This window comes from Bosea sp. F3-2 (assembly GCF_008253865.1).
GTDB lineage: Bacteria > Pseudomonadota > Alphaproteobacteria > Rhizobiales > Beijerinckiaceae > Allobosea.
The window spans coordinates 5,037,205-5,050,710 of record NZ_CP042331.1; the positions used below are offsets into that span (position 1 = coordinate 5,037,205).

Annotated in this window: 11 protein-coding genes; 2 read left to right on the forward strand and 9 right to left on the reverse strand. The window is 66.6% G+C overall.

Going from position 1 to position 13,506, the window contains the following annotated elements; genetic code table 11:
* Positions 1 to 70 precede the first annotated feature (70 nt).
* The 7 genes from FQV39_RS23265 to FQV39_RS23295 form a co-directional block, all read right to left on the reverse strand.
* Positions 71 to 1,738, reverse strand: coding sequence for an ABC transporter ATP-binding protein (locus tag FQV39_RS23265; protein WP_149133992.1), 1,668 nt, complete (start codon positions 1,736 to 1,738; stop codon positions 71 to 73).
* The gene (locus FQV39_RS23270) at positions 1,738 to 2,589 is read right to left on the reverse strand and encodes an ABC transporter permease (RefSeq protein ID WP_149132459.1); all 852 of its coding nucleotides are present in this window, start codon (positions 2,587 to 2,589) and stop codon (positions 1,738 to 1,740) included. Before FQV39_RS23270 ends, FQV39_RS23265 begins: the two co-directional genes overlap by 1 nt.
* Positions 2,590 to 2,591: 2 nt before the next feature.
* Positions 2,592 to 3,542, reverse strand: a complete 951-nt coding sequence (locus FQV39_RS23275; RefSeq protein WP_149132460.1) for an ABC transporter permease — start codon at positions 3,540 to 3,542, stop codon at positions 2,592 to 2,594.
* Positions 3,543 to 3,630: 88 nt separating this feature from the next.
* A complete protein-coding gene (locus tag FQV39_RS23280) occupies positions 3,631 to 5,244 on the reverse strand; it encodes an ABC transporter substrate-binding protein (RefSeq protein WP_149132461.1) in 1,614 nt (537 codons plus the stop codon).
* 65 nt (positions 5,245 to 5,309) lie between these two features.
* Positions 5,310 to 6,026, reverse strand: coding sequence for an HAD-IA family hydrolase (locus FQV39_RS23285; RefSeq protein WP_149132462.1), 717 nt, complete (start codon positions 6,024 to 6,026; stop codon positions 5,310 to 5,312).
* Positions 6,027 to 6,311: 285 nt separating this feature from the next.
* Entirely contained in the window at positions 6,312 to 7,688 is a 1,377-nt protein-coding gene (locus tag FQV39_RS23290) for an aspartate aminotransferase family protein (RefSeq protein ID WP_149132463.1), read from the reverse strand.
* A 14-nt stretch (positions 7,689 to 7,702) separates the two neighbouring features.
* Positions 7,703 to 8,554 (reverse strand): GNAT family N-acetyltransferase, encoded by an 852-nt coding sequence (locus tag FQV39_RS23295; protein ID WP_149133993.1) that lies wholly within the window; start codon positions 8,552 to 8,554, stop codon positions 7,703 to 7,705.
* A 322-nt stretch (positions 8,555 to 8,876) separates the two neighbouring features.
* Between FQV39_RS23295 and FQV39_RS23300 the strand changes: the two genes are divergently transcribed.
* Positions 8,877 to 9,545, forward strand: a complete 669-nt coding sequence (locus FQV39_RS23300; RefSeq protein WP_149132464.1) for a haloacid dehalogenase type II — start codon at positions 8,877 to 8,879, stop codon at positions 9,543 to 9,545.
* Positions 9,546 to 9,555: 10 nt separating this feature from the next.
* Complete coding sequence (locus FQV39_RS23305; protein ID WP_149132465.1) at positions 9,556 to 10,833, forward strand: NAD(P)/FAD-dependent oxidoreductase; 1,278 nt, start codon at positions 9,556 to 9,558, stop codon at positions 10,831 to 10,833.
* Between the two features lie 149 nt (positions 10,834 to 10,982).
* Here FQV39_RS23305 and FQV39_RS23310 read toward each other — a convergent pair whose 3' ends face one another.
* Both FQV39_RS23310 and FQV39_RS23315 read right to left on the reverse strand, forming a co-directional pair.
* Positions 10,983 to 12,446, reverse strand: coding sequence for an NAD-dependent succinate-semialdehyde dehydrogenase (locus FQV39_RS23310; RefSeq protein ID WP_149132466.1), 1,464 nt, complete (start codon positions 12,444 to 12,446; stop codon positions 10,983 to 10,985).
* Between the two features lie 14 nt (positions 12,447 to 12,460).
* On the reverse strand, positions 12,461 to 13,504 hold the full coding sequence (locus FQV39_RS23315; RefSeq protein WP_149132467.1) for a tartrate dehydrogenase: 1,044 nt from the start codon (positions 13,502 to 13,504) through the stop codon (positions 12,461 to 12,463).
* Between the last annotated feature and the right edge of the window lie 2 nt (positions 13,505 to 13,506).

Below are 13,506 nucleotides of genomic sequence, written 5' to 3' on the forward strand. Positions count from 1 at the left end.
CCCCCTGGATTGCTTCGTCGCTTTGCTCTTCGCAATGACGGTTCCCCCGGCCCTGCCTGAACGAAAGGCGTCAGCGCTTCGCGAAGGTGGCGACGAGTTCCGGATCGCGGTCCAGCCGGTCGAGCCAGGTTGGGTCCAGCTTGGGCACCGACGACATCAGCAGCCGCGAATAGGGATGCCCCGCCGCGCTGCCCACTTCGAGGGCGGGGAGCTGCTCGACCTTGTTGCCGCGATACATGACGGCGACCTCGTCGCAGATCGCCTGCACGGTGGTCAGGTCGTGGCTGATGAAGACGTAGGACAGGCCGAGCTCGCGCTGCAGGTCCTTCAGCAGCTCGATGATCGCGGCAGCGACCACGGTGTCGAGCGCAGAGGTGATCTCGTCGCACAGGATGAGCTCGGGGTCGGCGGCCAGCGCGCGTGCCAGGTTCACGCGCTGCTTCTGCCCGCCCGACAATTCGCTCGGGAGCCGATGCTTCAGGGCGCGCGGCAGATGCACCAGATCGAGCAGCCGGTCGATGCGCGCGTCGCGGGCAGGGCCGCGCAGGCCGTGATAGAAGGCGAGCGGGCGGCCGAGGATGTCCTCGATCGACTTGGCGGGATTGAGCGCGGTATCGGCTGACTGGAAGACGATCTGCAGCTTGCGGAGTTCGTCGGGGCTGCGGTCGCGCGCCTGCGGCGCCATTTGCTTGCCGTTGAAGTAAATCGCGCCGGAGGAAGGCGGGATGATGCCGGCGATGGTTCGCGCAAGCGTGGACTTGCCGCAGCCGGATTCGCCGATGATGCCGAGATTGCGTCCGCGTTCGAGTTTGAAGCTGACCTTGTCGACCGCCAGCATCAAGGGCGTTCCGTCGGCTTGCAACTTGCCGTAGCCGGCGCTGACGGTTTCGAGCTCGAGAACCGGGCGGGAAGCAGCGTCATCGCCAGACGCGGCTAGCGCCGCTGTGCGGCCTGGCGGCGAAAAGGCGGCGAGCAATTCCCGCGTGTAGGGGTGTTTCGGCGCGGACAGAATCTGCGCGGTGGCACCGACCTCCTGGATCTCGCCGCCCTTGAGCACGACGATGCGGTCGGCGATCTGGGCGACGACGGCGAGGTCGTGCGAAACGTAGACGCCTGCCATCCGGCTCTGGCGCATGACAGCCTTGAAGGCGCGCAGGACTTCGATCTGGGTGGTGACATCGAGCGCTGTCGTCGGCTCGTCGAAGATCACGACCTTCGGATCGCCGATCAGGGCCATCGCGGCGGAGAGACGCTGCAACTGGCCGCCGGAAACCTGGTGCGGATAGCGCGTGCCGATCGTCTCGGGCGAGGGCAGGGAAAGGGCGCGGAACAGCTCCATCGCCTTGGCTTCAGCCTGAGCGCGCGGCATCAACTCGTGGATACGGGTGATCTCGATCACCTGATCCATGATGCGCTGGGCCGGGTTGAAGGCTGCGGCCGCGCTCTGCGGCACATAGGAGACCGCACGACCGCGGATCTTGGCCCGCTCCGTCTCCGGCAGGTTCGCCATGTCCTGGCCGTCGATGCGCACGTTGCCGCCGGTGATACGGCAGCCGGTGCGCGTATAGCCGAGCAGCGTGAGTGCGATCGTGGTCTTGCCCGAGCCGCTCTCTCCGATCAGCGCCACGATCTCGCCTGCGGCGATCTCGAAGCTGACGCCCTTGATGATCTCGACCCGCCGGCCGGAATCGGTGGTCGCCTCGACCTTCAGGTCCCGGATTTCGACGAGATGGCTCATCATGCGCTCCGGTCGCGAATCTTCTGCGGCAGATTGTCGATCAGCAGGTTCACCGCGATCGTCAGGCTGGCGATGGCGAAGGACGGGGCCATCACCGCCGGGGCTCCGAAGGGCAGGCCGCCGATGTTCTCGCGCACCAGCGCGCCCCAGTCGGCATCGGGCGGTTGCACGCCGAGGCCCAGGAAGGACAGGCCCGAGAGCAGCAGCACGATGAAGACGAAGCGCAGGCCGACATCGGCGAAGACGGGGCCGATGATGTTGGGCAGGATTTCAGCTCCGATCAGGTAGCGCAGCTTTTCGCCGCGGATGCGGGCGACGGTCACGAAATCCGTCGTGTTGACGTTGACCGCCAGCGCCCGGGCGAAGCGGTAGGAGCCGGGCGTGTAGATCACGGCGAGCGTCAGGACCAGGACGGGGATGGACGAGCCGACGCCGGCGACCACCACAAGCCCGAAGAGCTTGCTGGGGATCGAGTTCAGGGCGTCGAGAAAACGGCTCAGCGCCGCGTCGAACCAGCCGCCGGTGACCGCGGCAGCCATGCCCAGCGTCACACCTGTCGTGCAGGCGATCAGCGTTGCCGCCAGGGAGATGCCGACGGTGTAGCGCGCGCCGAACAGGATACGCGAGAGCATGTCGCGGCCGAGATAGTCGGTTCCGAGCGGATACTGGGCGCTGATCGGCCCGAAATAGTCGAGATCGACGATGTCGCCGACGCCGTAGGGCGTCACATAGGGCGCGAGGATGGCGATGGCGGCCCAGGACACCACGATGGCCAGGCTGATCCGGCCGGTGAGGTTGAAGCGGTAGCCCGGCCGGCGCGTTTTCTTGAGGGGGAGAGCGTCGATGGCCATGGTCAGCGCAGCTTCGGGTTCGATAGGATTGCGATGATGTCCGCCGTCGTGATCAACGCCAGATAGACGAAGCAGAAGATCATGGCGCAGCTCTGGATGAGCGGCAGGTCCCGCGTCGACACGGCATCGACCATCAGCTTGGCGATGCCCGGGTAGTTGAAGATCGTTTCGACGATGATGACGCCGCCCAGCAGATAGGAAAGCGACAGCGCCACCGCGTTGACGATGGGGCCGAGCGCATTGGGCAGGGCGTGACGCAGCACGACCCGCGTGCGCGAGGCGCCTTTCAACTGCGCCATTTCGACGTAAGGCGTGTTGAGCGTCTCGACGACGGCCGCGCGCGACATCCGGATCATCTGCGCGGAGATGACGAAGCTCAGGGTGAATACCGGCATGGCGTAGATGCGCAGCATCTCGCCGAAGGAGTGGACGTCACGCGCGATCGACAGCGCCGGCAGCCATTTCAGCCAGACCGCGAAGACGAGCACGCCGGCGGTCGCGACCATGAATTCCGGAACCGAGATCACCGTGATCGTCGCCATCGTGACGGTGCGATCATAGATCGTGCCGCGCAGCATGGCGGAGCTGATCCCGAGTGCGAGCGCGATGGGAACGGAGAAGAGTGCTGTCGCGGCCGCGAGTTCCAGTGAATTGGCGAGGCGGCCGGCGATGAGCTGCGCGATGGGGCGGTTATTGGCGTAGGAGATGCCGAGATCGCCCGTCAGCATCCCGCCGAGCCAGCGGAAAAAGCGCAGGATCGCGGGGTCGTTGAGGTGCATCGCGGCGCGAAGTCCCGCGACGGCTTCAGGCGTCGCGGCTTGGCCAAGGAGCACCTCGGCGACGTCGCCGGGCAGGATCTGTGTGGCGCAGAACACGACGAATGAAACGATGAGGAGCGTCACGAGGGCGACGAACAGGCGTCCCCCGAGGAGAATGAGCAGGTGATGGTTCATCGACGCTCCCGCAACTAACACCTCCGGTTGGAGTGTGGCACAGAATGAGGGCCGGACGCACGCATCCGGCCCGCAGGAGAAACGGGGCTCAGGCCTCGAGCCAGACGTATTCGGCGAAGGCGTAGCCCATCATGCCACCAAGCGGGTTCGGCAGGAGGCCCTTCAGCTTGTTCGAGATCGCGTCGACATTGGAGATGTAGACCGGGATCGCGGTTCCCGCCTCTTCGGCGATCATCACCTGCATCTCGCCATAGATCTGCTTGCGCTTGGCTTGGTCCAGCGAACCCCGAGCCTCGAGCAGCATCCTGTCGAACTTCTCCGACTTGTACTGGCTCTCGTTCCACGGCGCGGTGGAGGCGTAGAGCAGCGAGAACAGGATATCCGGAGTCGGCCGCGGGTTGATGTTGCCGAAGTGGACGGGGGCCTTCAGCCAGTAGTTCGACCAGTAGCCATCCGAGGGGACGCGCTGGATGTCGAACTTCATGCCGATGGCGTTGCCGGCCTGCTGGACGAGCACCGCCATGTCGACGGAGGAGCCGGCTGCATCGGAGGCGACGATCGGGATCGACTGGCCGAGCAAACCTGCCTTCTGGAAGTGGAACTTCGCCTTCTCCGGGTCGAACGCCTTCGGCTTCAGCTCCTTGTTGTGGTAGACGTTCATCGGCGGAACGGGCTGGTCGTTGGCGATCTCGGCCAGGCCGCGCAGCGCCGATTTCTGGATCTGCTCGCGGTTGAGCAGGTATTTCATGCCCGTCACGAAATCCATCTTGTTGCCCGGAGCCATGTCCAGGCGCATGTTCAGGTCCGTGTAGTTGCCGGTGGTGGTCTTCGACAGCACCACACCCGGCTGGCTCTCGACTAGCCGCATCGAGCGCGGGTTGATCGCGGCTGCGAGCTGGATGTCACCGGAAAGCAGCGCGTTGACACGGGCGGTGTCGTCCGTGATCGCGAAGAACTCGAAGGAATCGAGGTTGGCGCCGCCGGGCTTGAAGTAATTCTTGTTCCTGACGGCGACCGAGCGCACGCCGGGCTCGAAGGACTCGCAGACGAAGGCGCCGGTGCCGTTCGCCTTGGCGAAGTTGGTGGTGCCGTCGGCGATGATCATGAAGTGATGCGTCGACAGGATGGTCGGCAGGTCGCCGTTCGGCGCTGCCAGCGTGACCTCGACGGTCAGCGGGTCGACCGCCTTGAACTCGGTCATCTGCTTGGCGAGCGAATTAGACTTCGATCCGACGGCCGGATCGAGATGGCGCTTCAGCGAGTAGATGACGTCTGCGGAGGTCAGCGGCTTGCCATCGTGGAAGGTGACGCCCTTCTTGAGCGTGATCGTCCAGACCTTGGCGTCCTTCGTCTCGATCTTGTCGGCGAGCTCCATCTGCAGCACGCCGTTCTGATCCAGGAAGGTGAGGCGGTTGTAGAAGGCGCAGCAGCGGACATAGTCCGTCGAGAGCGAAGCCTTGGCCGGGTCGAGCGTATCGGCGGTCGAGGACGACCAGCCGGCCGCCTTCAGGTTGCCGCCCTTGACCGGTGTCGCTGCGAGCGCGGAGCCCGCCCGCGCCAGCACGAGGCTGCTGGCCGAGGCAGCAAGGCCGCCGGCCATCAGCATCTGCAGGAGATCGCGGCGGCTGGCGCCGCGGCGGATCGCGTTCTCGACGAAGGCGTCGTCGGCGCTTGTCCAGCTGGAAGAGATCTTGTCGGTCATGCTCATTCCCCTCTTCTGATTTGCGCCGCTATTGCCGGCGTCGGCTTTCTTGGTTCCGGGCGTCTTCAGGCGGCCAGGCCGGACTCGACGGCGTCGGCAAGCCCGGCCATCGAGGTGAAATGGAAGTCGGGCTCGGTGAAGCGTTCCGGCTCGATCGTGCCGCCGTAGCCGGGCTGGGCGTGACGCCGCTGGATCCAGCAATTGGTCAGGCCGAGCTTCCGCGAGATCCCGATGTCGTGATACTGGCTCTGCGCCACGTGAAGGATCTGGTCGCGCGAGCCGCCATCCTTCTCGACGAAGGCGAAGACCTGCTCGAAGAAGGCCGGATCGGGCTTTTCCGTACCGGTGTCGTCGACCGTGAAGCCGGCGTAGAAGGGATTGCCGAGGGCGCGGGCGAAGTGCTCGAACGCCCAGCGCTGGGCGTTGGTCATGGCGATGAGCTTGTAGCGCTTCGCCAGCCGGGCCAGGGCATCGGTGCTGTCCGGGAAGGGGCGCCAGTCTTTCACGGATTCCCGCAGGCGCTGGGCGTGGCTCTCGCCCGGGGGCAGGCCGAGTTTCGGCGCGATCACGCCATAGACGCGGGCAAGATCGTCGGGAAAGTGCTGGACGTCCGGCATGTAGCGGGCGGAGCGGTAGAGGTTCAGGGCCTCCTCGCCGTCGAAGGCGACGCCGGCTTCACGGGCGATCGCCGCCAGGCAGTCGACGAGGCCGCCCTCGAAATCGATCAGCGTGCCCACGACGTCGAACGTCAGATAGCGGAAGTCGCCGAAACCCTTTGTCATCGTCTCTCCGCTTCTCCCGCCTCTCGCTGGCGGGCATCCGTGATCGTCCGCGAGCGCAGTTGCATCGTCGTCGGGTCGTTCGGTCGCTGGTGGCGACGGTTGCGCTCTGTTCCCCGGCCGCATCTTCGTCGGCCTCGTAGGAGTTTCTCACTCTCGGCTCGCCGGAGTCGCTGAATGTCGAAAACCGGGCGGCACAAAATTCCGAATTCGCAGCCTTGGCGAAACATCCTTCCCCTGGGGGAAGGATGTCCCCCGGGGCCCCGCTGCTGCGAACGTCCTCCCGCCTCACGCCATCGCGGCGCGAACATCCGGGTCGGCCAGCGTCTGGTCGAGCGTCACACGGGTCCGTTCGACGATCGCGTCGATCTCGGCCTGCGTGCAGCACAGCGGCGGCGCGTAGCCTAGCACGCCGTTGCCAAAGGCGCGGATGACGAGACCGTTATCCCAGGCACGGTCGAAGATGCGCTGGGCGGGCGCCGAGGCCGCCGGCAGCGGAGTCTTCTTCACCTTGTCGGTCACGAGTTCGACGGCGGCCAGCATGCCGCGGCCGCGCACCTCGCCAACGAGCGGGTGGTCGGCGAGGCTTTCCAGCCCAGCCATCAGGCGCGCGCCCGCCTTGCGGCCGTTGTCGAGCAGGCCGTTCTCGTAAAGGCGCAGCACCTCGAGGCCGACGGCCGCGCTCACCGGGTGGGCGGAATAGGTGTAGCCGTGGCCCACCGCTGCGGCGCCCGCGCCGTCGGCGATGACATCATAGACCTTCTGCGACATCAGCACGGCGCCCATCGGCACATAGCCCGAGGTCAGCCCCTTGGCGATCGTCATCAGGTCGGGAACGATGCCTTCGTCCTCGCAGGCGAAGAGCGGGCCGGTGCGTCCAAAGCCGGTGATCACCTCGTCGGCGACGAAGAGGATGTCGAGCTCGGTGCACAGATCGCGCATCGCCTTGACCCAGCCGGGCGGCGGCACGAGCACGCCGCCCGAGCCCTGGATCGGCTCGCAATAGAAGGCCGCGACCCGATCGGGGCCGCCCACGGCCTCGACCTTGGCCCGCAGCGCCGCCAGGGAGGCCGCGATGATGTCGGCGGGATTCGGGCCGACTGGATTGCGATAGCTGTAATGCGACGGAATCTTATGCTGCCAGTCATAGGGCACGCCGAAGCCGGCATGGAAGGCAGGCAGGGCGGTGAGGCCGGCCCCGACGGTCGACGAGCCGTGGTAGCCCTGTTCGATCGAGATGAACTGGTCCTTCTGCTGCTTGCCGCGCGCCTGCTGGTAGTAGCGGATGAAGCGGACCGTGCTGTCGACGGCGTCGGAGCCGCCGAGCGTGAAGTAGACGCGGCGGAGGTCGCCGGGGGCGCGCTCGGCGAGTTCGGCCGCCAACCGGATCGCCGGTTCGGAGCCGAGGCCGAAATAGCCCGTCGCATAGGCCAGTTCGCGCATCTGGTTCGCGGCCGCCTCGACGATGCTGTCGTGGCCGTAGCCGGCATTGACGCACCACAGCCCGGCGAAGCCGTCGATGAGCTGCTTGCCGGCGGCGTCCGTTATGGTCGCGCCCTTCGCCGAACGCAGCACGCGGACCCCGGCTTTCTCATGACCCCGGTAGGAGGCAACCGGGTGAATCCAGTGCTCGCGATCGAGTTCGATCAGAGAATTGCTCAACATGGCGGGTCTCCAGCTTATCCGAGCGCCTGACTGGCGAGGGCGAAAGGTTTGGCGGGGCCGATCGGTTTCGGGCTTGCCTGGTTGCGACGCATGGCAATGCCTCCGCCGACTGCTGCGAGACCGCGGGCGGCGAGCCACGGCGAGAGTCGCTCCCATTCAGGCGTGTCGACGCGCAGGAAAGCGCCCGGCCGGCTCGCGATGACGAAGGTCAGGAGCGCTTGCGCTTGCTCCGGCGTATCCGCGATCACCGGACCGATCACTTCGCCGCGGCCGAACTGGCGCAGCGCGGCGTAGCCGACGACCTGGCCGGCTTCGCGCAGGACGGCGATCCGCCCGGATTCGGCCAGGAGCTTCAGCAGAGGGCGCCGGTCCATGCCCAGCGCCAGGCGGTCGAGCTCGACCACGGCGGAGAACTCGGCGGGGTCGGCCCAGCCCAGGTCCATGGCACTGATCGCGGCGTCATCCGGCAGCGGGGCGGGAATGCCCTGGTGCTGGCGGATCTCATGGGTCGCGTGGAAGCCCAGCTTTTCATAGAGGGGCACACCCTCCGCGGTGGCGATCAGGCGGCATTCCCGCCCGCCACAGGCCTCGAGAGCAGCATCCATCAGCCTGCGGCCGAGGCCGCGCCCGCGCGTGCTGGCCGCCACGATCACCATGTTGATGGTCGCGCACGTGTCCCCGAACGGGGTCAGCATGGCGGTGCCGACCACATCATCTCCCTGCAGCGCGACGAAGCCGTGGCTGAGCGACAGGAGCATGGCCCAGTCCTCGCGCCGATGGGGCCAGCCCGCCTCGCGCGACAGGCGCAACGCACCGTCGAGATGGCTTTCGTCGCATGCAACGAGGTCGATCGTATCCTGATCCATGATGCTCGCCTGGTTCGTCTGCATCATGGATAAGCCGCTCGCGGGCGCAGTTCCTCCCGAGGATAGGCGCCGCGCGGTATCTTCGACCGTAGGAATGCGCGCCGGCCGCATGGAATGCCACGGCCGGTTCGAGCGGTGCCGGCGAGCGGTGCGGAAAGCGGCGCCTGCGACGGTGCCGCGCAACACTCTCTGCCAAAGCCTCCAAGGCGGACGGCAGTTTGTGCTTCGAGCCGGCGGCAATGCGGTGCTCGCGCTGTCCGGCACGCGGTTATGATCCCAGTCATAACGGACACAAATGTTTCGCCACAGGGGACCTGCGCGGATGACTGTCTTCAAGCCCAAATATGTGACGTTCGATTGCCACGGCACGCTGATCTACTTCGCGATGGCGGATGCCGCTCGTTCGCTCTATGGCGCCAAGCTGGACGAGCCGCGCATGCAGAAGTTCATCGCCGATTTCTCGGCCTACCGGCTCGATGAGGTCCTCGGCGCCTGGAAGCCCTATGAAGAGGTCGCCTACAATGCCCTCGAGCGCACCTGCCGCAGGAACGGCGTCCCCTTCCGCCCGGAGGATGCGCGCTGGGTCTATGAGCAGGTCCCGACCTGGGGGCCGCATCCCGACGTTCCGGCCGGGCTCGCCAAGGTGGCCAAGGAGATCCCGCTCGTCATTCTGTCAAATGCGATGAACGACCAGATTCCTCACAATGTCGCCAAGCTCGGCGCGCCGTTCCATGCGGTCTATACGGCCGAGCAGGCCCAGTCCTATAAGCCGCGCATGAAGGGCTTCGAATACATGTTCGACATGCTCGGCTGCGGTCCGGAAGACGTCTGCCACGTCTCCTCCTCGTTCCGCTACGACCTGATGACGGCTCACGACCTCGGGATCAAGAACAAGGTCTGGGTGAACCGCGGGCACGAGCCGGCGAATCCCTACTATGGCTACACCGAGATCAAGGATATCTCCGGCCTGCCCGGCGTCTTCGGTTTGTGAGGCTGCATCGATGCAGTTCAAGTCCTATTGGCACGATACGGCGGCGCCCTTTTCCGGGGGCGCCGCCGGCCCGGTCGAGGGCGCCTATGACGTCGCCATTGTCGGTGGCGGCTTCACCGGCCTTTCCGCCGCCCGCCAACTGGCCATGGCGGGGGCGAAGGTCGTCGTGCTCGAGGCCGGCACGGTCGGTTGCGGCGCCTCCGGCCGCAATGGTGGGCATCTCAACAACGGCCTCGCTCACAGCTTCACCGCCGCGAAGACCGCGTTAGGCGTGGAGCGAGCCGTTGCGCTCTACAAGGCTTTCGACGATTCCGTCGACACGATCGAGCGGATCGTCGCGGAGGAGGGCATCGATTGCGCCTTCCGGCGCGCAGGCAAGCTCAAGCTCGCCTCCAAGCCCGAGCATGTCGCTTCGCTCACGCGCAATTTCGAAGTGCTGCATCGCGAGGTCGATCCCGACACGGCCATGCTCAGCCGCGCGGAGCTCGCCGCCGAGATCGGTTCCGACAGCTTCCACGGCGCGATGCTCTCGAAAAAGAGCGCGATGATGCATATGGGCCGTTTCGTCGCCGGCCTGGCCGATGCGGCAGTCCGGCACGGCGCGGTCATCCGCGAGCATGCGCCGGTTACCGCGCGACGGCTGGAAGGCGGCCGCCATGTCCTCGACACCCCGCGCGGCAGCGTCTCCGCGAAGGAGGTGCTTGTCGCAACCGGCGCCTATACCTCCAACCCTTTCGGCTGGTTCCGGCGCCGGATCATCGCGGTGGGCAGTTTCCTCATCGCGACACGGCCGCTGAGCGCAGCCGAGGTCGCAGCCACCATGCCCGGCAACCGGACGGCGGTGACCTCGCTCAACATCGGCAACTACTTCCGGCTGGCACCGGACAACCGGCTGATCTTCGGCGGGCGAGCGCGCTTTTCCGCGACCTCGGACCAGACCTCCGACGCCAAGAGCGGCGCCATCCTGCGCGCGAGCCTTGCTGGCATCTTCCCGCAGCTGAGGGATGTCGAGATCGACTATTGCTGGGGCGGGCTGGTCGACATGACCAAGGACCGTTATCCCCGCGCCGGACGCGAGGACGGCGTCTGGTACGCGATGGGCTATTCCGGCCACGGCGCGCAGATGTCGACGCATCTCGGCATCATCATGGCCGATGCGATCCTCGGCCGGCCTGATCGGAATCCCCTGAAGGGCCTGTCCTGGCCGGCGGTGCCCGGGCATTTCGGCAAGCCGTGGTTCCTGCCGCTGGTCGGGCTCTACTACAAGGCGCTCGACCGCATCCAGTAGCGCGCTGTTCCTTGCTGAAAGCCGCCGTTATTCCGGGCTTGACCCGGAATCCATCGTAGAGTGCCGAGCCCTATGATGGATTCCGGATCGGCGCCGCTCTCGCGGCTTGTCCGGAATGACGGACAGGTTCCTCCATCGACGCGGCTCGCTCAGCCGAGGCCGCCGATATGGAAGGCCTTGACCTCGAGATATTCCTCGATGCCGAGCTGCGAGCCCTCGCGGCCGAGGCCGGACTGCTTGACGCCGCCGAAGGGGGCGACCTCCATCGAGATCGCGCCGGTGTTGAGGCCGACCATGCCGAACTCCAGCGCCTCGCCGACGCGCCATGAGCGCCGGATGTCCTGCGTGAAGAAATAGGCCGCAAGCCCGAAGGGCGTGCCGTTGGCGATGGCGAGCGCCTCCTCCTCGCTGCGGAAGCGGAAGAGCGGTGCGACCGGGCCGAAGGTCTCCTCGCTTGCCAACAGCATCTCGGTGGTGGCCTCGCCCAGCACGGTCGGCGTGGCGTATTGCCCGCCGTTGGGCATGTCGGCGGCGCTGGCGAGGCGCCTGGCGCCCTTCGACAGCGCGTCGTCGACATGGCGCTCGATCTTCTCCAGCGCGGCGGCGTTGATCATCGGGCCGATGTCGATGCCCGCATTGGTGCCGGGGCCGACCTTCATCGCTGTGACGCGGGCGGACAGCTTCTCGGCGAAGCGGTCGTAGATCCCGTCCTGCACCAGGATGCGGTTGGCGCAGACGCAGGTCTGGCCGCCATTGCGGAACTTGGACGCCAGAACGCCGTCGATCGCGATGTCGAGATCGGCATCGTCGAAGACGATGAAGGGCGCGTTGCCGCCCAGCTCCAGGCTCAGCCGCTTGATGCTGTCGGAGGCCTGTTTCATCAGCAGCGCGCCGACGCGCGTCGAGCCGGTGAAGGAGATCTTGCGGACCGCGAGGTTGCCGGTGAGCTCGGCGCCGATCTCGGTCGGCATGCCGGTGACGATGTTGATCACGCCGGCCGGGATGCCGGCCCGCTCCGCCAGCACGCCGAGCGCCAGCGCCGAATAGGGCGTGAGCTCCGAGGGCTTGATCACCACGGTGCAGCCCGCGGCGAGCGCGGGCGCGACCTTGCGGGTGATCATCGCGTTCGGGAAGTTCCAGGGCGTGACGATGCCGCAGACGCCGACCGGCTGCTTCAGCACGACAATGCGGCGGTCGGCCGTCGGCGCGGGAATCGTCGAGCCGTAGATCCGGCGGGCTTCTTCCGCGAACCACTTCACGAAGGAGGCGCCATAGCGGATCTCGCCGCGCGATTCGGCGAGCGGCTTGCCCTGCTCGCGGGTCAGGATCAGCGCCAGATCCTCGATGTGCTCGATCATCAGCGCATGCCAGGCTTCCAGCAGCGCGGCGCGCTCGGCATTCGTCTTGGCCCGCCATGGGCCGAAGGCCGCGGCGGCGGCTTCGATCGCGGCGCGGGTGTCGTCGCCATCGGCATCCGGCACGGAGCCGATCGCCTCCTGCGTGGCAGGATCGATCACGTCGAGCGTGCGGCCGGAAGCGGCGGCCCGCCAGTCGCCGCCGACGAGGCATGCCTCGCGCAGAAGGGCGGGGTCGCGCAGGTCCTGGATGGTCATGGTTCTGGTCTCCTTCAGCCGAGCGCCGAGAGCACGGCGGCGGTGATGTCCTTGGTGCCGTGCTTGCCCGGCTCGGTGCCGATGCCGCGCACTGTCGCGGCCTCGATTGCTGCCATGACGGCCGCGGCGGCAGCGGTCTCGCCGAGATGCTCCAGCATCATCGCGCCGGACCAGATCGCCGCGATCGGGTTGGCGATGCCGAGATGGGCGATGTCCGGCGCCGAACCGTGGACCGGCTCGAACATCGAGGGCGCGTTGCGTTCTGGATTGATGTTGGCGGAGGCCGCGAAGCCGAGCCCGCCCTGAATGGCCGCGCCGAGATCGGTGAGGATGTCGCCGAAGAGGTTGGAAGCCACCACCACATCGAGGCTTTCGGGCACCATCACCATGCGCGCGGCCATGGCGTCGATATGGTAGTTCGTGACCTCGACGTCGGGATATTCGGCCGCGAGCCGGGCGGTGATCTCGTCCCAGAACACCATGGAGTATTTCTGGGCGTTTGACTTGGTCACGGAGGCGAGCTTGCCACGGCGCTTGCGCGCCTGCTCGAAGCCGAAGCGCAGGATGCGCTCGACGCCCTTGCGCGTGAAGATCGAGGTCTCGACCGCGACCTCGTCGGCCGTGCCGGTGTGAACGCGTCCGCCGGCGCCGGCATATTCGCCCTCGGTGTTCTCGCGGATGCACAGGATGTCGAAGGCGCTTGCACGCAGCGGCCCCTCGACGCCCGGTAGCAGGCGATGCGGGCGGATATTGGCATATTGCACGAAGGCCTTGCGGATCGGCAGCAACAGCCCGTGCAGCGAGACCGAATCCGGCACGCGCGCCGGCCAGCCGACGGCGCCGAGCAGGATGGTGTCGAAGCCGCGCAGCGTCTTGATACCATCAGTCGGCATCATCGCGCCGGTCTTCTCGTAGAAGTCGCAGGACCAGGGGAAGGTCGTCCCCTCCAGGGAAAAGCCGGCGCTGCGGGCGGCCCGGCCGAGCACCTCCCAGGCGGCTTCGGTGACGGCGACACCGATGCCATCGCCCGGGATCAGCGCAATCTTGTAGGATTTCATGG